Annotated in this window: 20 protein-coding genes; 15 read left to right on the top strand and 5 right to left on the bottom strand. The window is 64.1% G+C overall.

Going from position 1 to position 24,372, the window contains the following annotated elements; translation table 11 throughout:
• Window positions 1-37 precede the first annotated feature (37 nt).
• On the top strand, window positions 38-1,474 hold the full coding sequence (gene rhlB, locus ACNFG0_RS15320; RefSeq protein WP_416765475.1) for an ATP-dependent RNA helicase RhlB: 1,437 nt from the start codon (window positions 38-40) through the stop codon (window positions 1,472-1,474).
• 49 nt (window positions 1,475-1,523) lie between these two features.
• Here rhlB and moaE read toward each other — a convergent pair whose 3' ends face one another.
• The 5 genes from moaE to ACNFG0_RS15295 form a co-directional block, all read right to left on the bottom strand.
• The gene (gene moaE / locus ACNFG0_RS15315) at window positions 1,524-1,970 is read right to left on the bottom strand and encodes a molybdopterin synthase catalytic subunit MoaE (protein ID WP_196144380.1); all 447 of its coding nucleotides are present in this window, start codon (window positions 1,968-1,970) and stop codon (window positions 1,524-1,526) included.
• Window positions 1,971-1,972: 2 nt separating this feature from the next.
• Window positions 1,973-2,218 (bottom strand): MoaD/ThiS family protein, encoded by a 246-nt coding sequence (locus ACNFG0_RS15310; protein ID WP_196166941.1) that lies wholly within the window; start codon window positions 2,216-2,218, stop codon window positions 1,973-1,975.
• The gene (moaC, locus tag ACNFG0_RS15305) at window positions 2,218-2,688 is read right to left on the bottom strand and encodes a cyclic pyranopterin monophosphate synthase MoaC (protein ID WP_196144382.1); all 471 of its coding nucleotides are present in this window, start codon (window positions 2,686-2,688) and stop codon (window positions 2,218-2,220) included. Before moaC ends, ACNFG0_RS15310 begins: the two co-directional genes overlap by 1 nt.
• A 136-nt stretch (window positions 2,689-2,824) precedes the next feature.
• Window positions 2,825-4,219: a PhoH family protein gene (locus tag ACNFG0_RS15300; protein WP_196156310.1), complete on the bottom strand. Its 1,395-nt coding sequence runs from the start codon at window positions 4,217-4,219 to the stop codon at window positions 2,825-2,827.
• A 407-nt stretch (window positions 4,220-4,626) separates the two neighbouring features.
• Window positions 4,627-5,754, bottom strand: coding sequence for a polysaccharide deacetylase family protein (locus tag ACNFG0_RS15295; RefSeq protein WP_416765474.1), 1,128 nt, complete (start codon window positions 5,752-5,754; stop codon window positions 4,627-4,629).
• A gap of 136 nt (window positions 5,755-5,890) precedes the next feature.
• Here ACNFG0_RS15295 and yaaA point away from each other — a divergent pair, with 136 nt between their 5' ends.
• From yaaA to ACNFG0_RS15225, 14 genes are all read left to right on the top strand, one after another.
• Entirely contained in the window at window positions 5,891-6,670 is a 780-nt protein-coding gene (yaaA, locus tag ACNFG0_RS15290; RefSeq protein ID WP_416765473.1) for a peroxide stress protein YaaA, read from the top strand.
• 773 nt (window positions 6,671-7,443) lie between these two features.
• On the top strand, window positions 7,444-8,760 hold the full coding sequence (locus ACNFG0_RS15285; protein WP_416765472.1) for a nucleotide sugar dehydrogenase: 1,317 nt from the start codon (window positions 7,444-7,446) through the stop codon (window positions 8,758-8,760).
• 59 nt (window positions 8,761-8,819) lie between these two features.
• On the top strand, window positions 8,820-10,301 hold the full coding sequence (alg8, locus tag ACNFG0_RS15280) for a mannuronan synthase (protein ID WP_216356236.1): 1,482 nt from the start codon (window positions 8,820-8,822) through the stop codon (window positions 10,299-10,301).
• A gap of 37 nt (window positions 10,302-10,338) precedes the next feature.
• Complete coding sequence (locus tag ACNFG0_RS15275; protein WP_196144388.1) at window positions 10,339-11,502, top strand: PilZ domain-containing protein; 1,164 nt, start codon at window positions 10,339-10,341, stop codon at window positions 11,500-11,502.
• A gap of 13 nt (window positions 11,503-11,515) precedes the next feature.
• Window positions 11,516-13,039, top strand: coding sequence for an alginate biosynthesis TPR repeat lipoprotein AlgK (gene algK / locus ACNFG0_RS15270; protein ID WP_230381314.1), 1,524 nt, complete (start codon window positions 11,516-11,518; stop codon window positions 13,037-13,039).
• Window positions 13,036-14,514, top strand: a complete 1,479-nt coding sequence (locus tag ACNFG0_RS15265) for an alginate export family protein (protein WP_416765471.1) — start codon at window positions 13,036-13,038, stop codon at window positions 14,512-14,514. Before algK ends, ACNFG0_RS15265 begins: the two co-directional genes overlap by 4 nt.
• A gap of 19 nt (window positions 14,515-14,533) precedes the next feature.
• Entirely contained in the window at window positions 14,534-16,096 is a 1,563-nt protein-coding gene (gene algG / locus ACNFG0_RS15260) for a mannuronan 5-epimerase AlgG (RefSeq protein WP_196144391.1), read from the top strand.
• Between the two features lie 13 nt (window positions 16,097-16,109).
• A complete protein-coding gene (locus tag ACNFG0_RS15255; protein WP_196144392.1) occupies window positions 16,110-17,555 on the top strand; it encodes an alginate O-acetyltransferase in 1,446 nt (481 codons plus the stop codon).
• 7 nt (window positions 17,556-17,562) lie between these two features.
• Window positions 17,563-18,669: a mannuronate-specific alginate lyase gene (locus ACNFG0_RS15250; RefSeq protein ID WP_196156314.1), complete on the top strand. Its 1,107-nt coding sequence runs from the start codon at window positions 17,563-17,565 to the stop codon at window positions 18,667-18,669.
• Between the two features lie 188 nt (window positions 18,670-18,857).
• Window positions 18,858-20,315: an MBOAT family O-acyltransferase gene (locus tag ACNFG0_RS15245; RefSeq protein WP_196144394.1), complete on the top strand. Its 1,458-nt coding sequence runs from the start codon at window positions 18,858-18,860 to the stop codon at window positions 20,313-20,315.
• Between the two features lie 10 nt (window positions 20,316-20,325).
• On the top strand, window positions 20,326-21,483 hold the full coding sequence (locus ACNFG0_RS15240) for an alginate O-acetyltransferase (protein ID WP_416765468.1): 1,158 nt from the start codon (window positions 20,326-20,328) through the stop codon (window positions 21,481-21,483).
• Between the two features lie 13 nt (window positions 21,484-21,496).
• The gene (locus ACNFG0_RS15235; RefSeq protein WP_416765466.1) at window positions 21,497-22,144 is read left to right on the top strand and encodes an alginate O-acetyltransferase AlgF; all 648 of its coding nucleotides are present in this window, start codon (window positions 21,497-21,499) and stop codon (window positions 22,142-22,144) included.
• Between the two features lie 33 nt (window positions 22,145-22,177).
• Complete coding sequence (locus tag ACNFG0_RS15230) at window positions 22,178-23,632, top strand: mannose-1-phosphate guanylyltransferase/mannose-6-phosphate isomerase (RefSeq protein ID WP_196144397.1); 1,455 nt, start codon at window positions 22,178-22,180, stop codon at window positions 23,630-23,632.
• A gap of 189 nt (window positions 23,633-23,821) precedes the next feature.
• Entirely contained in the window at window positions 23,822-24,286 is a 465-nt protein-coding gene (locus tag ACNFG0_RS15225) for a multidrug transporter (protein WP_196144398.1), read from the top strand.
• The last annotated feature ends 86 nt before the right edge of the window (window positions 24,287-24,372 follow it).

The raw sequence follows: 24,372 nt of genomic DNA, 5'->3' as shown, positions 1-24,372 counted from the left end.
CCCGGCGTACATTCCTTAACCAGTTGACGAGACGATCGTGCTCAAGGCACTCAAGAAAATATTCGGCAAGCCCGACGCCACCCCGCAGGCCGTCGCACCCGTTGCCAACGTGATTACCCCCCCGCCCGCGGCAGAGCCGCCGGCAACCCCAGCCCAGCCCGTCGAAGCGGCAGCGCCAACGGCCGCCCCGCGTGCGGAAAAACCCGCCCCCCAAGACAAGCCTCGCCGCGAGCGCAAGCCAAAGCCCCAGGCCAGCCTGTGGAAGCCGGAAGACTTCGTGGTCGAGCCCCAGGAAGGCAAGACCCGCTTCCATGACTTCAAGCTGTCCAACGAGCTGATGCATGCCATCCACGACCTGGGCTTCCCCTACTGCACACCGATCCAGGCCCAGGTACTGGGCCATACCCTGCGCGGCAAGGACGCCATCGGCCGGGCCCAGACCGGCACCGGCAAGACCGCCGCGTTCCTGATCTCGATCATCTCCCAGCTGCAGCAGACGCCGCCGCCCAAGGAACGCTACATGGGCGAGCCCCGTGCGCTGATCATCGCGCCGACCCGCGAGCTGGTGGTGCAGATCGCCAAGGACGCCATGGCCCTGACCAGGTACAGCGGCCTGAACGTGATGACATTCGTCGGCGGCATGGACTTCGACAAGCAGCTAAAGGCCCTGGAAGCGCGCCATTGCGACATCCTGGTGGCCACCCCGGGCCGCCTGCTGGACTTCCACCAGCGCGGCGAGGTGCACCTGGACATGGTCGAAGTACTGGTGCTGGACGAAGCCGACCGCATGCTCGACATGGGCTTCATCCCGCAGGTGCGCCAGATCATCCGCCAGACCCCACCCAAGAGCGAACGCCAGACGCTGCTGTTTTCGGCCACCTTCACCGATGACGTGATGAACCTGGCCAAGCAGTGGACCACCAACCCCGCCATCGTCGAGATCGAGCCGGAGAACGTGGCCAGCGAGACGGTCGAGCAACACGTCTACGCCGTGGCCTCAAGCGACAAATACAAACTGCTGTACAACCTGGTGACCCAGAACAAGTGGGAACGGGTGATGGTCTTCGCCAACCGCAAGGACGAAGTGCGGCGGGTCGAGGAGCGCCTGGTGCGCGACGGTATCAACGCCGCCCAACTGTCGGGCGACGTGCCGCAGCACAAGCGCATCCGCACCCTGGAAAGCTTCCGCGAAGGCCGCATCGCCGTGCTGGTGGCCACCGACGTGGCCGGCCGCGGCATTCACATCGATGGCATCAGCCACGTGATCAACTTCACCCTGCCGGAAGACCCGGACGACTACGTGCACCGCATCGGTCGCACGGGCCGTGCCGGCACCAGTGGCGTGTCGATCAGTTTCGCGGGCGAGGACGACGCCTACCAATTGCCAGCCATCGAGGAACTGCTGGGTCGCAAGATCAAGTGCGAGATGCCGCCTGACGAGCTGCTCAAGCCGGTGCCGCGCAAGCATCACTGATGCAGGCCGCTTACCGCTCCTACAGTGAGGGGGCGGCGGCGCACTTTGACTACCAGCGCTGCGCGGCATCCTGGTCGCTCTGCTTGCCTTCCACCCACCGTGGCCCCTCCTGGGTATTCTCCTTCTTCCAGAACGGCGCTCGGGTCTTCAGGTAATCCATTATGAAGTTGCAGGCATCGAACGCCGCTTGCCGATGGGCGCTGGCCACACCGACGAAGACGATCGGCTCGCCCGGCTCCAGCGCACCGATGCGGTGCAGCACCTCGACCTTGAGCAGCGGCCAGCGTTGCTCGGCCTCGACAACGATCTTGGCCAGGGCCTTCTCGGTCATGCCTGGGTAGTGTTCGAGGAACATCCCCGCGACATCCAGGCCATCGTTGAAATCGCGCACGTACCCCACGAAACCCACCACCGCGCCGACGCCGACGTTGGCGGCATGCATGGCGTTGGTTTCCACGCCGGGGTCGAACGCCTGCTGCTGAACCCGAACACCCATGGTCAGCCTCCGGTCACCGGCGGGAAGAACGCCACTTCGTCGCCCTCTTCCAGCAGCTCGTCGAGCTTGCACAGCTCTTCGTTACGCGCGCACATCAGGTTTTGCTCGGCCAGCACCGCGTACTGCCCGCCCTTGGCGACCAATGCCTGGCGCACATCGTCGAGTACCGCGAAATCCCCTTCCAGGCGCTCGCTGTCAAGCCCCAGCAGTTCGCGATAGCGGGCGAAATACATGACCTGAACCTTCATCACGCCTCCACCTGGTAATGGCCACTCTTGCCGCCGACTTTCTCCAGCAGGCGCACCTGCTCGATGACCATGCCTTTGTCCACCGCCTTGCACATGTCATAGAGGGTCAACGCGGCGACACTGGCGGCGGTCAGCGCTTCCATCTCCACGCCGGTCTGCCCGGCCAGCTTGCAACGGGCGACGATATGCACCCCATCGCTGCCGTCGGCGGCCAATTCGACCTTGACGCTGGTGAGCATCAATGGGTGGCACAGCGGGATCAAATCGCTGGTCTTCTTCGCCGCCTGGATACCGGCGATGCGCGCCACGGCGAACACGTCGCCCTTGGGATGTTCGCCATCGACGATCATCTGCAAGGTCTGCGGCAACATGCGCACCCGCGCTTCGGCCACGGCCTCGCGCGCAGTCACGGCTTTTTCAGTGACGTCGACCATGTTGGCGCGCCCCTGGGAATCGAGATGAGTCAGCACTGCTCTGCTCCTGTGAAGGGAACAAAGAGTGTAAACCTGTAGGTCAGGTTTGAGCAGGAGAATATGTCGGCCCGCTCCTCCAGAGGGTGTACGTTGAACGGGTAAGGCCGGGCGGAAGGCCGCCCGGCGGTGGGCGCTACAGATGCGACTCGGCGTACTCGGCCAGTACCGAGCGTGGCACGCCCTGCAGGGTGATATGAACGCCGTGGGGGAAGTCCTTGAAGCGCTCGGTGAGGTAGGTCAGGCCAGAGCTGGTGGCCGACAGGTAAGGGGTGTCGATCTGCGCCAGGTTGCCCAGGCAGACCACCTTCGACCCGGCCCCAGCACGGGTGATGATGGTTTTCATCTGGTGCGGGGTAAGGTTCTGGCACTCGTCGATCAGGATCAGGCTCTGCTGGAAGCTGCGGCCGCGAATGTAGTTCAGCGACTTGAACTGCAGCGGTACCCGCTCGAGGATGTATTCCACGCTGCCATGGGTGCTCTCGTCATCCATGTGCAAGGCTTCGAGGTTGTCGGTGATGGCGCCCAGCCAGGGCTCCATCTTCTCGGCCTCGGTACCCGGCAGGAAGCCGATCTCCTGGTCCAGCCCCTGCACGCTGCGGGTGGCGATGATCCGCCGGTAGCGCTTGCTGACCATGGTCTGCTCGATGGCTGCGGCCAGCGCCAGGATGGTCTTGCCGGAGCCCGCAGCGCCGGTGAGGTTGACCAGGTGGATATCCGGGTCGAGCAGCGCGAACAGCGCCAGGCTCTGGTGGATGTCACGCGGCTTCAGGCCCCAGGCCTCCTGGTGCAGCAATGGCTCCTGGTGCAGGTCGAGCAACAGCAGTTCGTCTTCGCGGATGCCCTTGATCCAACCAACGAAGCCCTGCTCATCGATGATGAACTCGTTGACGTGCACCGCCGGCAGGTTGTCGGTCAGTTGCACCCGGTGCCAGGTACGGCCGCGCTCCTGGCGGGTCTCGACCTTGCTGACCCGGTCCCAGAAGGAGCCGGTCACCGAGTGATAGCCCTTGGACAGCAAGGAAACGTCATCGACCAGCTGGTCGGTGCTGTAGTCCTCGGCAGCGATGCCACAGGCACGCGCCTTCAGGCGCATGTTGATGTCCTTGGTCACCAGCACGACATCGAGGTCGGCGCGGCGGCTGCGCAGCTCCAGGAGCTGGTTGATGATGATGTTGTCGTTGAGGTTCTCCGGCAGCAGCCGGTTCGGTTCGTTGCGCGGGCTCATCAGGATCGACAGGAAGCCCTTGGGCCCGCTCTTGCCACGCTGGATCGGCACACCCTGCTCGACGTCGCTGGGCGAGGCATCACCGAGGGTCTGGTCGATCAGGCGGATGGCCTGGCGGCATTCGGCGGCGATGGTGTGTTTGCCGGTCTTGAGTTTGTCGAGTTCCTCCAGCACCGTCATCGGGATGGCGACACGGTGCTCCTCGAAGTTGAGCAATGCGTTGGGGTCGTGAATCAGGACATTGGTATCGAGCACATACAGGATTGGCTGGGTGGAGGAAGAATTGCGTCCTTGGTCATCCATACTCGGTCACCTTATGTGAAAGCCACACGACGCGTACTGCTGCGCCGCAGAGTGACCGCCGTTCTCCCCGTATCCGCGTCGTTACGGGCGGGGAGCGCACCTGGCAAGGAGGGCCTGGATGACGCCACCTGTGCTGCAGGATTCGGCTGTCTGGTTCCTACATACCGCATAAATGATGACCAGAAAAAGTCTTTTTACGTTCAGTTGAAGTTTATTTTTCCGATTGATGTTCAGGGCTTGGCTTGAGCCCCGGACGGGTCTAGAGTCAAAGATCAAGCACTGCATAATTGCGCGATACGGCGGGTACTGCCTCTGTAGGAGCGGGCTTGCCCCGCGATCAGGCCACCCCGAGATCACCGTCGCCAGGCAAGGGCTTCGCCCTTGATCGCGGTACCACAGAGGGCCGGTTATTCCCGCCGCCCGTATTCCAGGCAATCCTCCCAGCCAATCCCGCTCTGCGCCGTGTTGCGCAGCAACCACTCCACCGCCGGCTGCGCCTTGGGCTGGCTGTCGTGGAACTGGATCACGCCCTTGCGCCACAGCAGCATCAAGGTCAGCACTCGCTGGGCCGAGGCCTGCGCGCTCAACGCACTGTCATCCTGGGCATCGATGTCCCACAACGATACCTGCAATTTCTGACGCCCCATGAACGCCTCGCCATCGGCCCTGCGCTGCCCATAGGGCGGTCGGAACAACGGCACGTACTGCTCCGGCAAGTCCGCCTGGACCCGGGTCTGGGCTCGGCGCAGCGAGTCCTGCCAATCCGACCACTGCGCATGGGAGCGATATTCCCAGCCCTGGATACCCACGCACTGGTCCTCATACAGCGCAGCGAGCGCGCCCGGCGCATCGGCGTCGCGTCGTTGCTGCAGGCGGTTGCCGATGACGAAGAACAGGCCACCGAGCTTCTGTCGTCGCAGGTAGTCGGCCAGCACATCGGTACTGCTGCCTTCAGGGCCAGGCCCACCAACGAAGGTCAGCAGGAACACCCGGTCGTTGAGCTCGTCACCATTGCGCTCACGGCTGGACAAACGCTCGATCTCGCTGCTGGTCTGGGGCAATACCGCCGCCTTGCGCAGTTGTTCGTTCAGGTAGCGGCTGTGGAATTGCCGGCTGGGCTCGATCCATGGCACATAGAACTCTCCCACGTCACCGGCGAAGGTGGCGGCCAGGGTACGCAGCTCGGCCATCGATTCCAGCGGGTAGCAGAACGAGGCGTCCTGTTCGCAGCTGCGCTGGGCCTGCTGGTAGTTTTCCCACAGCCGCTGCCACATGCGCGCACGTACCGCACGGATGGACGCCAGGTTGACCTGGCGCAGCTGCAAGCGCGCTGCCAGCGCCGGCTCGTCGAGCATTTCGCTCTCCTGCAACACCTGGGCGAACGACAGGATCTCGGCCCGGGAGGCGACATCGAACAGCGCCGGGCTGTCCAGCTGCTCCGGCCACAAGGTGCGGTCCAGGCTGGCCACAGGTAACGGGGCGGCCTGGGCAGCCAGGCTCAGCAGGCCCGCCAGCAGGACGAAGGCAATACGCACGATCGAACTCTCCGCAACATCATCAGGCGCACTATAACGTGACGCCCGCTGATGGTCCGCGACTATCGTCGCCATAGTTTGGCCTCACCGGCGCCAACCCGTAGAATCGGCGCCGACGATTCCAGGAGCCGACCCGATGCTGACGGTGATTTCCCCCGCCAAAACCCTCGATTACGACACCCCGCCGGTGACCCAGCGCTTCACCCTGCCCCAGTACCTGGACGATTCCCAGGAGCTGATCACCCAACTGCGTGAATTCACGCCCGCCCAGATCAGCGAACTGATGCACCTGTCCGACAAGCTCGCCGGCCTTAACGCCGCCCGCTTCGGCAGCTGGACGCCGGATTTCACACCCGCCAACGCCAAGCAGGCCCTGTTGGCTTTCAAAGGTGACGTGTACACAGGGCTCGATGCCGAAAGCCTCAGCGAAGACGATTTCACCTACGCCCAGGGCCACCTGCGCATGCTTTCGGGCCTGTATGGGCTGCTGCGCCCACTGGACCTGATGCAACCCTATCGCCTGGAAATGGGCACCAAGCTGGCCAATGCCCGCGGCAAGGATCTCTACGCCTTCTGGGGCACCCGCATCAGCGAATGGCTGAACCAGGCCCTGGCCGACCAGGGTGATGACGTGCTGCTGAACCTGGCCAGCAACGAATACTTCAGTGCGGTCAAGCGCAGTGCCCTGAACGCGCGGGTGATCGACGTCGATTTCAAGGACCTGAAGAACGGCCAATACAAGATCATCAGCTTCTATGCCAAGAAAGCCCGCGGAATGATGAGCCGCTTCGTGATCCAGGAACGGATCGACGACCCCGAGCAGCTCAAGCGCTTCGACGTGCAGGGGTATTACTACAGTGCCGAGCAGTCGAAGCAGGACCACCTGGTGTTCCTGCGGGATCATCCGGCCAATTGAAGTGCCTGGTTTGGGATTTGTGGGAGGCGTACATCGAGCGCCGCCCGCGCGGTGCTTCATATTGCCACCCTGCCACGATCCCGACGCCAAAAAACCACCACCCCTCCGCTTATCGCAAAATGCCATAAGACCGTTCGTAGTTTTTTGACGGTTTTTGAAAAAATTTTTCACATACTGGCATATAACCATCCCTCATCGATCTGGCCCTTTATATATGGGGGCCAAATTCCCCTGTGCTATCAGATTGAAAGTATTTCCGATTGAAAAAATATTAAGAAATCTTTCACCGCCGCCGAACCGACCTCGGAACTTCTGCTACCGGCGACGGCTCATAGGACCCGTAACGCATTTCCTGCGACACACGTGAGAAATGACTTACAGATGACAACGGCCGGTATCCACTACCGGCTCCGATAACTTCGACAGGCGCAACGGTACCGACCGAAGGCCCTGTCCACGAAGGAGAGACGCGCCCCTACTATCGTCCTAGTGGTTGATTTCATAGGATTTTTCCAATTGAAAGAACAAGCACAGCAGTATGCGAGTTAGCAAACTGCAATAAAGACGGCTGCATTTCAGGGCACGCCTTTTAATTACTGGCCTTTTACTGCCAATTGTGAGTGCACAACTTTGCGCGCTCCGGATTTATTCATGCCTGCGTTCGGCGAACTGTTCATTCGCCAGGGAGCCGTGCGCCCGAAAACTGCTGGTTAATCAACCCGGTCCGGTTCTTCTCGGAGGAACCGACGTGATAAACACACGAGGTGAATACGATGCGTATCAGCATCTTTGGTTTGGGTTATGTGGGTGCCGTCTGTGCAGGCTGCCTGTCGGCACGGGGCCATGAAGTGATTGGTGTGGACGTGTCCAAGACCAAGATCGACCTGATCAACCAGGGCAAGTCGCCCATCGTCGAGCCGGGTCTGGAACAGCTCCTGCAGCAAGGCATCGCCAATGGCCGCCTGCGCGGCACCACCGACTTCGCCGAAGCCATCCGTGCCAGCGACGTGTCGATGATCTGCGTCGGCACCCCGAGCAAGAAGAACGGCGACCTGGGCCTGGAATACATCGAGTCGGTGTGCCGCGAGATCGGCTACGTGCTGCGCGACACCGAGCGCCGCCACACCATCGTGGTGCGCAGCACCGTGCTGCCGGGCACCGTCAAGAACGTGGTGATCCCGATCCTCGAGGACTGCTCCGGCAAGAAGGCCGGCGTCGACTTCGGCGTCGCGGTCAACCCTGAGTTCCTGCGCGAAAGCACCGCCATCGCCGACTACGACCGCCCACCGATGACCGTCATCGGCGAGCTGGACAAGGCCAGCGGCGACGTGCTCCAGGCCATCTACGAGGAACTGGACGCGCCGATCATCCGCAAGCCGGTCGAAGTGGCCGAGATGATCAAGTACACCTGCAACGTCTGGCACGCCACCAAGGTCACCTTCGCCAACGAGATCGGCAACATCGCCAAGGCCGTGGGTGTCGATGGCCGCGACGTGATGGACGTGGTCTGCCAGGACAAGGTCCTGAACCTGTCCCAGTACTACATGCGCCCAGGCTTCGCCTTCGGCGGCTCGTGCCTGCCCAAGGACGTGCGCGCCCTCACCTACCGCGCTTCGAGCCTGGACGTGAAGGCACCTCTGATCGACTCGCTGATGCGCAGCAACGAGTCCCAGGTGCAGAACGCCTTCGACATCATCGAAAGCCACGACAAGCGCAAGGTCGCCCTGTTGGGCCTGTCGTTCAAGGCCGGCACGGACGACCTGCGTGAAAGCCCGCTGGTGGAACTGGCCGAGCGCCTGATCGGCAAGGGCTACGAGCTGAACATCTACGACCAGAACGTCCAGTACGCCCGTGTCCACGGCGCCAACAAGGACTACATCGAGTCGAAGATCCCGCACGTTTCCTCGCTGCTCAACGATGACCTGCAGCACGTCATCGACAACGCCGACGTGATCATCCTGGGCAACCGCGACGAGAAGTTCCGCGCCCTCGCCCAGCAGGCACCGGAAGGCAAGCAGGTGATCGACCTGGTCGGCTTCATGACCAAGCCGACCTGCGCCACCAGCCGTACCGAAGGCATCTGCTGGTAACCGGCCGGGCAGCGGGCGACCGCTGCCCTTCCCCCTGATTCTCGCGACGGATGCTGAACATGCAAAGGCTCCAGACAGTGCTGTTGCAGTGCGCCGGGTGGCTGCTCTACGTGAGCCTGCTCATGCTGATCGCCCTGGCCCTGCCCAGCGACATCTTCGACTCGCAGTCGAAGCACTTCATCTTCCTGGTCGGCGCTGTCGGCATCTGGCGCTACTCCATGGGCGCCACCCATTTCATCCGTGGCATGGTCTTCCTCTACGGCGTCTACCCGTACCTGCGCCGTAAAGTGCGCAAGCTGGGCAAGGCGGCCGACCCGTCCCATGTGTACCTGATGGTCACCAGCTTCCGCATCGATGCCCACACCACCGCGCAGGTCTACAGCTCGGTGATCCGCGAGGCGATCGACTGTGGCTACCCCACCACCGTGGTCTGTTCGCTGGTAGAGATGTCCGACGAGCTGCTGGTCAAGAGCCTGTGGGCCCGCTACAACCCGCCCGCCCACGTCAAGCTGGACTTCGTGCGCATCGCCGGTACCGGCAAGCGCGACGGCCTGGCCTTCGGCTTCCGCGCCATCTCGCGGATGATGCCCGACGAACATGCCGTGGTCGCGGTGATCGATGGCGACACCGTGCTCGGCGAAGGCGTGGTCCGCAAGACCGTACCTTGGTTCAAGCTGTTCCCCAATGTCGGTGGCCTGACCACCAACGAATTCTGCGAAGTGCGCGGCGGCTACATCATGAGCGAGTGGCACAAGCTGCGCTTCGCCCAGCGCCACATCAACATGTGCTCGATGGCCTTGTCCAAGCGCGTGCTGACCATGACCGGCCGGATGTCGATGTTCCGCGCAAGCGTGGTGACCAACCCCGAGTTCATCGCCGACGTGGAAAGCGATTCGCTGCACCACTGGCGCCTGGGCCGCTTCAAGTTCCTCACCGGTGACGACAAGTCCAGCTGGTTCAGCCTCATGCGCCTGGGCTACGACACCTTCTACGTGCCGGACGCGGCGATCAACACGGTCGAGCACCCACCGGAGAAGAGCTTCCTCAAGGCCAGCCGCAAGCTGATGTACCGCTGGTACGGCAACAACCTGCGGCAGAACTCCCGTGCACTGGGCCTGGGCCTCAAGCGCCTGGGGCTGTTCACCAGCATCGTCCTGTTCGACCAGCGCGTGTCCATGTGGACCAGCCTGCTGGGCCTGACCGTGGCGGTGATCGCCAGCCTCAAGTTCGGCCTGGGCTTCCTGCTGGTGTACCTGCTGTGGATCGGCATCACCCGCCTGATCCTCACCATCATGCTGCTGTGCTCGGGCCACAACGTAGGGCCGGCCTACCCGCTGATTCTTTATTACAACCAGATCGTCGGCGCGATCATGAAGATCTACGTGTTCTTCCGCCTCGACAAACAGTCGTGGACCCGCCAGCCGACTGCGCTCAAGCGTGACCTCGCAAGTTTTCAACAATGGTTCAACACCTGGTCCTCGCGGACCATGACCTTCTCGGCGGCCAGCATCTTCGTCGCTGTGCTGTTCATGATCGTGTGAGCCCCCCCGGAACGGAACTAACAGGAACGAAATCGCCATGAATACCGCCGTGAACGCCAATGTCGTGCATGAGTCCGAAGCCCAGCGCCAGCATGTACGGGTACGCATCCCCGCCAAGCTGCGCTACCTGGACCGCAACCGCGAGACGCACGATGTGAAGGTGGACGATCTCTCCGCCGGGGGCCTGTCCTTCCACACCAACAAACCGCTGAATGTCGGCGACGTGCTGCGTGGCCGCCTGCAGTTCACGGTCGACAACCTGGGCCTGTCCATGGACGTCGAGTTCCAGGTCCGCTCCTACCAGAGCAACGGCCGCACTGGCGTGCAGTTCCAGAACTTGGAACCGCGCGACGTGGCGACCCTGCGCCACATCATCACCACCTTCCTGTCCGGCGAAATGATCGACGTGGGCGGCGTGCTCAGCACCCTGCAGCGCGACAACTTCACCAAGGCGCGCAAGCAGAAGGACAACGGCTCGGGCCTGTCGGCCTTCGGCCGTCTGCGCGCGGTCACCGTCAGCCTCGGCGTGTTCGTGGTCGGCGTGGCCGCCTTCGGCTTCATCGCCAAGTCGCTGTATGGCATGTACTTCGTCAGCCACGCCGAGGCCGGCGTAGTCGCCGTGCCCACCACCAACGTCACCATGCCTCGCGACGGCACCGTGCAGAGCCTGGTGGAAAGTGGCGGCCAAGTGGTCAAGGGCGCCCCGCTGGCGAGCTTCAGCACCAGCATGCTGGACATGCTCAAGGGCCACTTGGACGACTCCCAGCTCGAGCCAGCCAAGGTCGAGGAGCTGTTCGGCAAGCAGCTGTCCGGCACCCTCACCAGCCCGTGCGATTGCGTGGTCTCCCGCCAGTTGGTTAACGACGGCCAGTACGCTGCCAAGGGCCAGCCGATCTTCCAGCTGATTCCGCGGACCAGCAACCCGATGATCGAGGCGCGCTTCAGCTACCGCCAGTTCGACCAGGTCAAGCCTGGCACCCGTGTGCAGTTCCAGATCGCCGGCGAAGACGACGTGCGTACTGGTCAGATCGTCAGCAGCGCCAACCTCAACAGCGAAGACCTGGCCTCGGACATCCGCGTGCAGATCAAGCCCGACGGCGCCCTGCCTGCCGAACTGGCCGGCCGTCCTGCCTCGGTCAACGCCGACCGTGGCCCGTCGCTGGACTGGCTGATCGACAAGGCCGTGGCCCGCGGGCTGTAAGAGGGATCGAACGATGACTAGCGGACTTCGTACCCCCTGTGGGAGCCGGCTTGCCGGCGATCGAGCGCGCAGCGCTCGCCCAGCCGCGGCATTGGCCAATCGCTGGCAAGCCAGCTCCCACTGGGCCCGGGAAAACCTGGGGCTCTGTGGCCTGGCCCTGGCCGTCGCCCTGGCCGGCTGTTCCGGCCTGCCCGACCAGCGCCTGGCCAACGAAGCCATGAAGCGCGGCGATACCGCGCTGGCCGAACGCAATTACAAGGCCCTGGCCGACCTGGGCTACAGCGATGCCCAGGTGGGCCTGGCCGATATCCAGGTCGCCACACGCGACCCGGCCCAGCTCAAGCAGGCCGAGGCCACCTACCGCGCCGCCGCGGCCACTTCGCCGCGCGCCCAGGCTCGCCTCGGCCGCCTGCTGGTGGCCAAACCCGACGCCACCCAGGCCGAGCGCCAGGAAGCCGAGACCCTGCTCAAGCTCGCAGCGCAACAGGGTGAGACCAATACCCTGATCCCCTTGGCGATGCTCTACCTGCAATACCCGCAGAGCTTCCCCAACGTGAACGCCCAGCAGCAGATCGACCAGTGGCGCGCCGCCGGCAACCCCGAGGCGGGCCTGGCCCAGGTGCTGCTCTATCGCACCCAGGGCACCTACGACCAGCACCTGGGCGATGTGGAGAAGATCTGCAAGGCCGCGCTGAACACCACCGATATCTGCTACGTGGAACTGGCCACCGTCTACCAGAAGCGTGCCCAGCCCGACCAGCAGGCCGCGCTGATCCAGCAGCTCAAGGCCGCCTATGGCAGCGGCGCGGTACCCGCCACCCGGGTCGACAGCGTCGCCCGTGTCCTGGCCGACCGCAGCCTGGGCCAGACCGACGAGAAGACCGCCAAGGAACTGCTCGAGCAAGTGGCACCGGTCAACCCGGCCTCCTGGGTGAGCCTGGCGCAACTGGTGTACGACTTCCCCGAGCTTGGCGACAACGACCAACTGCTGGCCTACATCGACAAAGGCCGCGAGGCCGAACAGCCTCGCGCCGAACTGCTGCTGGGCCGCCTCTACTACGAAGGCAAGACCCTGCCGGCCGATGCCAAGAAGGCCGAGCAGCACCTGCAGGCGGCCGCCGATGCCGGCGAGATCAGCGCCCACTACTACCTCGGCCAGCTGTATCGCCGCGGCTACCTGGGCCACGTCGAGCCGCAGAAGGCCGTCGACCACCTGCTCAGCGCCGCCCGTGGCGGCCAGCTCAGTGCCGACTACGCCCTGGCCCAGCTGTTCAGCGAGGGCCACGGCATCCGCCCGGCACCGGCCAACGCCTGGGTATTCGCCCAGCTGGCCCAGGCCAACCCGACACCCCAGTCGGCCGAGTTGCTGCAACAGCTCGACCAGCAACTGACACCCGAGCAACGCAGCCAGGCCCAGCAACTGCTGGACCAGGAAAAGCAGGCGCGCGGCAGCATGGCCCAGGTCGGCAACAGCACCCTGGCCCAAGAAGCCCTGCAAGACGAAGAAAAAGAAGTAGACGGTGAGGACTCGCTATGACGCTCAATCCATTCGTGAAAGCCGGCATTGGCCTGAGCTTCGCCCTGCTGTGGTCCTGCCCGACCCTGGCGGAAATGACAGCCGACAAGAACTTCGGCCTGGACATCAAGATCACCGGCCAGTCCGAGGACGACCGCGACCTGGGCACCCGCTCCGGCGGCGACGTGAACGGCCTGGGCCTTGACCTGCGCCCCTGGGTGTACGGCGAGCGTGGCAACTGGAGCGCCTTCGCCATGGGCCAGGCGGTGACCGCCACCGACATCATCGAGACCGACACTCTGCGCCAGTCCGACGACGGCAGCACCGTGGACAACGCCGACGACGGTCGCAAGCCCGACAAGAGCTACCTGGCGATGCGCGAGTTCTGGGTCGGCTACAGCGGCTTCACCCCGTACCCAGGCGAGCAGCTGCGCTTCGGTCGCCAGCGCCTGCGCAGCGACGACGGCATGTGGCGCGATACCAACATCGAAGCGCTGAACTGGACCTTCGACACCACCCTGCTCAAGGCCGACCTGGGCGTGGCCCAGCGCTTCAGCGAATACCGCACCGACCTCACCGAGCTGGCGCCCGAAGACAAGGACCGCACCCACGTCTACGGCAACGTCGCCACGCAATGGACGCCGGGGCACTGGGTTGGCGTGCGCGCCCACCACACCCACGACAGCGGCAGCCTGAAAGACCCGGGCGAGACCGTCGACGCGCTGGACAAGACCCGCACCGGCGACCTCACCTGGCTGGGCCTGGAGGCCAACAGCGACGCCTACAACTGGCGCAACGACCACACCGTCAACTACTGGGGCAGCGTCACCTGGCTGACCGGCGATCGCGACAGCCTCAGCAGCCAGACCGTGGGCAATGAACAGGTCGCCACCGGCAAGCAGAGCGGCGACGTCAATGCCTGGGCCACCGACTTGGGCGTGCGCCTGCGCCTGAACCCCAACTGGCAAGTCGGTGCGGCCTATGCCCGCGGCAGCGGCGGTGGCGGCAGCGACGGCTCGAGCAACTACGAGCAGACCGGCCTTGAGAGCAACCGCTCCAACTACACCGGCACCCGTTCGCGCGTGCACCGCTTCGGCGAAGCCTTCCGTGGCGAGCTGGGCAACCTGCAAGCGGCCACCCTGTTCGCCTCCTGGCAGCTGCGCGACGACTACGACGCAAGCTTCATCTACCACAAGTTCTGGCGCGTCGATGACCAGCAGAACATCGGCTCCAGCGGCATCAACGCCGTGGTCGAGGACAACGGTGTGAACCGTCCGCTGATCAACGGTGAGAAGGACCTGGGCCAGGAGATGGACGTGGTGGTCACCAAGTACTTCAAGCAGGGCCTGCTGCCGGCCTCGCTGAGCCAGTCGATCGACGAGCCTTCGGCCCTGGTGCGCCTGCGTGCCGGCGTGTTCAAGCCAGGCGACGCCTACGGCAGCGAGACCGACTCGTACATGCACCGCGCCTTCGTCGACGTGATCTGGCGCTACTGAGGCCCGGGAGAGGACACTCATGAACCTTCACCCGAATTTCCGCCACGGCCTGTTGGCCAGTGCCCTGCTGCTCGCCAGCAGCGGCCTGGCCCTGGCCGAGCCGACCAAGCCGGTGGTCAAGGAACTGCAGCAGGCCAAGACCTACACAGTCTCCAGCGCTCCGGTCGAGCCCCTGCACATGGACCCGCCCAAGCTGCCCGACCTCACAGGCTTCACCGCCGAGGCAGTGCAGAAGAAGCTCGATCGCAGCCGCAAGGGCAAGGTCAGCGTACGCCGGATGCTCCAGGAAGAGTCGCTCAAGGAATTCATCGGCGGCGACAACAAGGGCGCCGAATGGGTTCGGCGCCAGCACGGCATCCCCCAGGCGATTTTCGTCGACGACGGGCATGTCGACCTGGTGCAGTTGAGCAAGCAGGTGCCCAAGCAGTACCTGCGCGAAACCGAACCGGGCGTGTACCTGGCGCGCCTGCCCATCGTGGTCGGCCAGAAAGGCGTGCTGGAAATCAACGGCAAGGTCAAGGAGCTGCGCCTGTCCCAGGAGGGTGGTTCGTTCATCGTCAACGACGGCAAGCTGTTCGTCACCGATACCCAGGTCACCGGCTGGCGCGAGCAGGCCAACGGCCCGGCCACGTTCCGCAAGCCGGACGAGTTCCGCCCGTTCCTGCTGTCCTGGGGGGGCACCGAGACCTACATCGTCAATACCAAGATGGCCAGCTTCGGCTACGCCAAGAGTAAGTCGTACGGGGTGAGTATTTCCCAGTACACGCCGAACATGGCCAAGCGCATGGGCCGCCCGGAACCCACCGGCTGGATCATCGGCTCGGAGTTCAGCGACATGTGGTACGGCTTCTACTGCTACGAGACCCAGGACTTCGTGGTCAAGGACAACACCTACCGCGACAACATCGTCTATGGCATCGACCCCCATGACCGTTCGCACCGCCTGATCATCGCCGGCAACACCGTGTACGGCACCAAGAAGAAGCACGGGATCATCATCTCCCGTGAAGTCAACGACAGCTGGATCATCAACAACAAGAGCTACGACAACAAGCTCTCCGGCGTGGTCCTGGACCGTAACAGCGTCAACAACCTGGTCGCCTACAACGAGATCTACCGCAACCACACCGACGGCATCACCTTGTACGAGAGCGGCGACAACCTGATCTGGGGCAACAAGCTGATCAACAACCGCCGCCACGGCATCCGCGTGCGTAACAGCGTGAACATCCGCCTGTACGAGAACGTCGCCATGGCCAACGGCCTGGTCGGTGTATACGGGCACATCAAGGACCTTTCCGACACCGACCGCGACATCGCCCTCGACCCGTTCGACACCAAGGTCTCGCTGATCGTCGTCGGCGGCGAGCTGGCGGCCAACGGTTCCGGCCCGCTGTCGATCGACTCGCCGTTGTCGGTGGAACTGTACAAGGTCTCCATGCTGGCGCCACGCAAGTCCAACGGCATCAGCCTCAATGGCGTGCTGGGCGAGCGCCAGGACGAAATCCTCGACCTGCTGGTGCGCCAGCAGAAGGCTGTGCTGATCGACCCGGTCGAACGCCAGGCCGAAATGATCGACTAAGGAAGCCCAGACCATGACCCCACACCTGATGAAATTGCTCGGCCTGTCCGCTGCCCTCCTGGCCATCAGCCAGGGCGTGCGCGCCGCCGACGTGCAGGCCCCGAGCTTCACCGCCGAGCCTTGCTGCCAGCTGTGCCCCGAGGCCCACGACGCCAGCCGCTACGTGACCCGCTACCAGCAGAACTTCACCACCTTGGTGCAGGCCCAGGGCGACTGGCTGTTCCGTACCCGTGAAGACCTACGCACCGAGTTCAGCACCACCCCGGCCGGCTACAAGCGCCTGCAGCAGGTGCACGATGCGTTCAAGAAGCGCGGCATCGAGCTGGTGCTGGTGTACCAGCCGACCCGTGGCCTGGTGAACCGCAACATGCTCAACCCGGCCGAGAAAGCCGCCTTCGACTACCAGAAGGCCCTGGGCAACTACCGCGCCATGCTCCAGCGCTTCGCCAAGATGGGCTACAACGTGCCCGACCTGTCGCCGCTGACCAACGAGCAACTGGCCGCAGCCGACCAGGGCAAGGACTTCTACTTCCGCGGCGACCAGCACTGGACGCCGTACGGCGCCGAGCGCGCGGCCAAGATCGTGGCCGACACCGTGCATGACATGCCGGCCTTCGAAGGCATCCCGCGCAAGGAATTCGAGACCCACAAGTCCGGGCGCATGGGCAAGACCGGCACCCTGCACAACGTTGCCGGCCAGCTGTGCGGCACCAGCTATGCGGTGCAGTACATGGACCAGTTCGCCACCGAACCCAAGGGCGGTGCCAGCGGTGGCGACGACCTGTTCGGCGACTCGGGCAATGCCCAGATCACCCTGGTCGGCACCAGCCACAGCGGCAAGAACTACAACTTCTCCGGCTTCCTGCAGCAGTACATCGGTGCCGATGTGCTCAACGTCGCCTTCCCCGGTGGCGGCCTGGAAGGCTCGATGATCCAGTACCTGGGCAGCGAGGAGTTCCAGAAGAACCCACCCAAGATCCTGATCTGGGAATTCTCCCCGCTCTACCGCCTGGACCAGGAAACCATCTGGCGCCAGATCCTCGCCCTGCTCGACGACGGCTGTGACGGCCGCCCTGCGCAGATGAGCGCCAGCGCCACCCTCAAGCCCGGCAAGAACGAGCTGATGGTCAATGGCAAGAACGGCGTGATCAAGGACCTGATCAACCGCAACCTGCAGATGGACATCAAGTTCGAGGACCCCTCGGTCAAGGTGCTGCAGGCCACCCTCTGGTACCTCAACGGCCGCCACGAGGACATCAAGATCGAAAAACCGGAGACCTCCGATACCGATGGCCGCTTCGTCTTCCAGATGCGCGAGGACGAAGACTGGGCTGACCAGAACCTGCTCGCCCTCGAAGTCCAGGGGCCGGAAAACGGTACCCAGAAGGTCGAGGCCAAGCTGTGCAAACGCAACAACTTCGCCGGCCATGCGCAAAGCACAGCGCAAGCCGGCCAGTGAGGCGACCATGACTCCATTGCGCAAGATCACCACCCCCGCCCTGCTCGCCCTGGCCCTGTTCGGCCCGGCCGCGCAGGCCGGCGGCCTGGTGCCTCCACAGGGGTACTACGCCGGGATCGAAAAGCTCAAGACCAAGGACGGCAACTTCCGCTGCGAACCGGCGCCAAGGCCCTACACCGGCGCCTTGCAGTTCCGCAGCAAGTACGAAGGCTCCGACAAGGCGCGGGCGACGTTCAATGCCGCCTCCGACAAGGCCTTTCGCAAGTCCACCGAGGACATCACCACCCTCGAGCGCGGCGTGAGCAAGATGGTCGGTCAGTACATGCGCGACGGCCGCCCGGCGCAGCTGGATTGCACCCTGACCTGGCTCGGTACCTGGGCCCGGGCCGGGGCACTGGAGTCCACCGACTACAACCACACCGGCAAGTCCATGCGCAAATGGGCGCTGGGCAGCATGAGCGGTTCGTGGCTGCGCCTGAAATTCTCCAATTCCCAGCCGCTGGCCGCGCACCAGGCCGAGGCCGAGCTGATCGAGAAATGGCTGGCGCGCCTGGCCGAACAGACCGTGCGCGACTGGAGCGACCTGCCGCTGGAGAAGATCAACAACCACAGCTACTGGGCGGCCTGGGCGGTCATGGCCACCGCCGTGGCCACCGACCGGCGCGACCTGTTCGACTGGGCGGTGAAGGAATACAAGGTCGGCGCCAACCAGGTCGATGAGCAGGGCTTCCTGCCCAACGAGCTCAAGCGCAAGCAGCGCGCCCTGGCCTACCACAACTATGCCCTGCCGCCGCTGGCGATGGTCGCGAGCTTCGCCCAGGCCAACGGTGTGGACCTGCGTGGCGAGAACAACAACGCCTTGCATCGCCTGGGCCAAAAAGTGCTTTACGGCGCCCGCGACCCGAGCGCGTTCAAGAAGCGCAACGGCGAGAAGCAGGACATGAAGGACCTGAAGGTCGACAGCAAGTACGCCTGGCTCGAACCGTGGTGCAGCTTGTACCAGTGCAGCGGCGACACCCTCAAGCGCAAGCGCGGCATGCAGCCGTTCAACAATTTCCGCCTGGGTGGCGACTTGACGCGGGTCTACGACCCGAGCGCGCAAAGCAAGAAGTAACACAAAACCCTGTGGGAGCCGGCTTGCCGGCGATGGGCCGCCCAACGGCCCCGGACTACCGCTGAGCAAGGCTTCGCCTTGCATCGCCGGCAAGCCAGCTCCCACCGGTACCTGGTTGCTCCCCGTCTTCGGACTGGGGGGTTTGGGGGGCGCTTTGCCCCGGTTGATGAACGACAAGGAGAACCCGGATGGTCTTTTCGTCCAACGTGTTCCTGTTCCTGTTCCTGCCGATATTCCTCGGCCTGTACTACTTGAGCGGGCAACGCTATCGCAACCTGCTGCTGCTGATCGCCAGCTATATCTTCTATGCCTGGTGGCGGGTGGATTTCCTTGCCCTGTTCGCCGGGGTCACGCTGTGGAACTACTGGATCGGCCTGAAAGTCGGCGCCGCCGGCGTGCGCACCAAGCCAGCCCAACGCTGGCTGCTGCTGGGCGTGGGCGTCGACTTGGCGATCCTGGGCTATTTCAAGTACGCCAACTTCGGCGTCGACAGCCTCAACGCGATCATCACCTCGTTCGGCATGCAGCCGTTCATCCTCACCCACGTGCTGCTGCCGATCGGTATCTCGTTCTATATCTTCGAGTCGATCAGCTACATCATCGACGTGTACCGCGGCGACACCCCGGCCACGCGCAACCTGATCGACTTCGCGGCCTTCGTGGCGATCTTCCCGCACCTGATCGCCGGCCCCGTGCTGCGCTTCAAGGACCTGGTCGACCAGTTCAACAACCGCACCCACACCCTGGACAAGTTCTCCGAAGGCTGCACCCGCTTCATGCAGGGCTTCATCAAGAAAGTGTTCATCGCCGACACCCTGGCGGTGGTCGCCGACCACTGCTTCGCCTTGCAGAACCCCACCACGGGCGATGCCTGGCTCGGCGCGCTGGCCTACACCGCGCAGCTGTACTTCGACTTCTCCGGCTACAGCGACATGGCCATCGGCCTGGGGCTGATGATGGGCTTCCGCTTCATGGAGAACTTCAAGCAGCCGTACATCAGCCAGTCGATCACCGAGTTCTGGCGGCGCTGGCACATCAGCCTGTCCACCTGGCTGCGCGACTACCTGTACATCACCCTGGGCGGTAACCGCAAAGGCACCTTCAACACCTACCGCAACCTGTTCCTGACCATGCTGCTGGGTGGTCTGTGGCACGGTGCCAATTTCACCTACATCATCTGGGGCGCCTGGCACGGCACCTGGCTCGCCATCGAACGCGCCCTGGGCCTGGACACCAACCCGCAGCGCTTCAACCCGGTCAAGTGGGCCTTCACCTTCCTGCTGGTGGTGATCGGCTGGGTGATCTTCCGCGCCGAGAACCTCCACGTGGCCGGCCGCATGTACGGCGCCATGTTCAGCTTCGGCGACTGGCAGCTGTCGGAACTCAACCGCGCCCAACTCACCGGCCTTCAGGTCGCGACCCTGGTGGTGGCCTACGTCACCCTGGCGGTGTTCGGCCTGCGCGACTTCTACCGCAACGCCAAGCCCACGCCCAAGCCGACCCCGGTGCAGATCAACGCCGACGGCTCCATCGGCCTGGACTGGACCCGCGTCATGACCCGCGCCCTGGTCCTGCTGCTGTTCGTTGCCTCGGTGCTCAAGCTCTCGGCACAGAGCTACTCACCGTTCCTCTACTTCCAGTTCTGAGGCCTGAATCATGAACCGGACACTACGCATCACCTATTCGCTGTCGTTCCTGGGCCTGCTGACCGGGCTAGGTGCCTGGTCGGTGGGTGGCCTTGAGAGCTTCAACCGTACCGAGCAGATGACCCTGCTCAACGGCAAGCTGGCCAAGGCCGCCGAGACCCACTACGACGAGCAGTTCCCGATCAAGCGCATCGGCACCAACCTGTGGGCCGCGCTGGACTTCAAGCTGTTCAACGAAGGCCGCCCGGGCGTGGTATTGGGCCGCGACCAGTGGCTGTTCACCGACGAGGAGTTCAAGCCTACCGCTGGCGCCGAGCAACTGATGCAGGAAAACCTGGCGCTGATCCGTGGCGTGCGCGACACCCTGCAGCGCCACGGCACCCAGCTGGTACTGGCGATCGTCCCGGCGAAGGCTCGGGTCTATTCGGAGTACCTGGGCAAGGCCCTGCCAGCCAGCCTGCATAGCGACCTGTACAACCAGTTCCACGCCCAGGCCCGCCAGGCCGGCGTGTTCGCTCCGGACCTGATGGCCCCGATGGAGCAGGCCAAGGCCCGCGGCCAGGTATTCCTGCGCACCGACACCCACTGGACGCCCATGGGCGCCGAAGTCGCGGCCCAGGCCCTGGCCGAGGCGGTATCGCGCCAGAACCTGCTCAACGGCGATCCGCAGCAGTTCATTACCGAGGCCGGCGGCACCAGCCCGTACAAAGGCGACCTGACCAACTTCCTGCCGCTCGACCCGCTGTTCAGCAACCTTTTGCCGAGCCCGGACAACCTGCAGCAACGCACCACCCGACCGGCCGAGGCCACGGGTGAATCAGGCGATGCACTGTTCGCCGAAACCCAGATCCCGGTGGCGCTGGTAGGCACCAGCTACAGCGCCAACCCGCACTGGAACTTCCTCGGCGCCCTGCAGCAGGCACTGCGCAGCGACGTGGCCAACTACGCCGAAGACGGCCATGGCCCGCTGCTGCCGATGCTCAAGTACCTGCAGAGCGACGCCTTCAAGGACAACGCCCCGCAAGTGGTGGTGTGGGAATTCCCGGAACGTTATCTGCCAATGAAGAACGACCTCAGCGCATTCGATCCGCAGTGGATCGCGCAGCTGAAGAACACCCGCAAATCCGAAGAAAACCTGGCTCTGTCGTCCAATCGGACGGTTCACTGAAGAGGACATGCACATGACCAACAAACCTTCCTTCGCCAAAGCGTTCACCCTCGCGGCAGGCCTGTCCCTGCTCTCCCTGCAGGCCCTCGCCGGCGCCGATGCGGCACTCTATGGCCCAAGCGCGCCGAAGGGCTCGACCTTCGTGCGCCTGTACAACGCCGCAAACGCCCCGGCCGCAGCGTCCGTGGGCAACACCCAGATCAAGCAGGTCGGCGCCCAGGCCAGCAGCGACTTCAGCTTCCTGCCAGGCGGTGACTACACCGCCCAGGTCGGCGGCAAGAGCGTCCCGGTCAAGCTGGCCGCGGACAAGTACTACACCCTGGTCAACAACGCCAGCGGCACCCCGCAGCTGATCGAGGAGCCACCGTTCAAGAACAAGCAGAAGGCCCTGGTGCGGGTGCAGAACCTCACCGACCAGTCGCTGACCCTCAAGACCGCCGATGGCAAGACCGAAGTGGTCAAGACCGTGGCCGCCAACGGCCGTGGCGAGCGTGAGATCAACCCGGTCAAGGTCAACCTGGCCCTGTACGAAGGCGACAAGAAGGTCAGCGACCTCAAGCCTGTCGCCCTCGAGCGCGGCGAAGCGGCGGTGCTCTATGTCACCGGTTCCGGCAGCAGCCTGTCGCCGGTCTGGGTCACCCGCCCAGTCGCCAGCAACTGATCCAAGCCCCTATCGACCTTTTGGAGAAACATCATGATCCCGGTAATTCTTTCTGGTGGTAGCGGTTCGCGTCTGTGGCCTCTGTCGCGCAAGCAGTTCCCCAAGCAGTTCCTGGCCCTGACCGGTGAACACACCCTGTTCCAGCAGACCCTCCAGCGCCTGGTGTTCGAAGGCATGGATGCACCCATCGTGGTGTGCAACAAAGACCACAAATTCATCGTCCAGGAGCAGCTGGCCGGCCTGAACCTGCAGACCCAGGGCCTTTTGATGGAGCCCTTCGGCCGCAACACTGCTCCTGCGGTGGCCATGACCGCCATGAAGCTGGTCAACGAAGGCCGTGACGAGCTGATGCTGGTACTGCCAGCCGACCATGTGATCGAGGACCAGAAGGCCCTGCAGCGCGCCCTGGCCCTGGCCACCGTGGCGGCCGAGCGCGGCGAGATGGTGCTGTTCGGCGTGCCGGCGACCAAGCCCGAGACCGGCTACGGCTACATCCGCTCCAGCCAGGATGCCCTGCTGCCCGAAGGCGTGGCGCGTGTGGCGCAATTCGTCGAGAAGCCTGACGAGAAACGCGCCAACGAGTTCGTCCGTGCCGGCGGCTACTTCTGGAACAGCGGCATGTTCCTGTTCCGCGCCAGCCGCTTCCTCGAAGAGCTGAAGAAGCACGACCCGGACATCTACGACACCTGCCTGCTGGCCCTGGAGCGCAGCGAGGAAGACGGCGACACCCTGAGCATCGATGCCGCCACCTTCGCCTGCTGCCCGGACAACTCCATCGACTACGCGGTGATGGAAAAGACCCAGCGCGCCTGCGTGGTGCCGCTGTCGGCCGGCTGGAGCGACGTAGGTTGCTGGTCGTCGCTGTGGGAAGTGCACGACAAGGACGCCGACGGCAACGTCACCAAGGGCGACGTGGTGGTGCAGGACAGCCGCAACTGCATGATCCATGGCAACGGCAAGCTGGTATCGGTGATCGGCCTGGAGAACATCGTCGTGGTCGAGACCAAGGACGCCATGATGATCGCCCACAAGGACAAGGTCCAAGGCGTGAAGCAACTGGTCAACACCCTCGACCAGCAGGGCCGCAGCGAAACCCAGAACCACCTCGAGGTGTATCGCCCATGGGGCTCGTACGACTCGGTGGACATGGGTGGCCGCTTCCAGGTCAAGCACATCACCGTCAAGCCGGGCGCGAGCCTGTCGCTGCAGATGCACCACCACCGTGCCGAGCACTGGATCGTGGTATCGGGCACGGCCGAGGTGACCTGTGACGAGAACGTGTTCCTGCTCACCGAGAACCAGTCGACCTACATCCCCATCGCCTCGATCCACCGCCTGCGCAACCCGGGCAAGATCCCGCTGGAGATCATCGAAGTGCAGTCCGGCAGCTACCTGGGCGAGGACGACATCGAGCGCTTCGAGGATGTCTACGGGCGTACTTCCACGCCAGTGGAGCGTGGGGTTTCGGTGAAGACCATCGCGCAGTAAGTGGGACCCTGGGGCCGCTTTGCGGCCCTTTCGCGGCACAAGGCCGCTCCTACAGAGGTCTGCCGTTGTGCAGGGCTCTGTAGGAGCGGCCTTGTGCCGCGAAAGGAGGGCAACGCCCTCCCGCTTTTGAGCCCTCCCCGTTTTCCAGCTAGGATGACCTGACCCGCTGCAACAAGGTCTAACCCCGCCATGCTCATCGGCGCCCTGCTCATCCTCACCTGGCTGGTATTGCTGCTGCGCTACCCAGCCAAGGCCCTGCCGATTTCCCTGGCCGCCGTGCTCGGCCTGGGGCTGGTGGCGCTGTGGGTGGTCTGGCAGGACACCCGCGAAGCCTCGCAACTGGCTCGCCTGGACCTGCGCCTGACCTACGCCCCCGACCAGTGCCCCGCCGACCGTGCCTTGCAGGTGCGCATGAAAAACGGCAACGATGTTCCCCTGACCGAATTGCGCTGGCGCGTCGCCGCCTACACCCCGGGCGATACCGTCAACCTGGCCGAGAACACCTACAACGCCCCGCGCTACCGCGGCCCCGGCGAACTGCAGCCCGGCGCCACCTGGACCGATTGCCTGCCCCTGCCGCCGCTGCGCGCCGGGTATCGTCCGCAGACGCTGGAGTTTCGGGCCGAGCACCTGCAAGGTACATTCGCCAATTGATCCACCGCCAGTACCGGCCCAAACCCCCGGGCGCCCGCGGCCCCCCCCCCCGCCGGGGGGGGGGGGGGGGGGGCGGGCCGTGGGGG

Origin of the sequence: Pseudomonas sp. NY15372 (assembly GCF_048068215.1) — a bacterium.
GTDB classification, from domain to species: domain Bacteria; phylum Pseudomonadota; class Gammaproteobacteria; order Pseudomonadales; family Pseudomonadaceae; genus Aquipseudomonas; species Aquipseudomonas guariconensis_A.
This window is presented reverse-complemented; position numbering and strand designations above follow the sequence as displayed.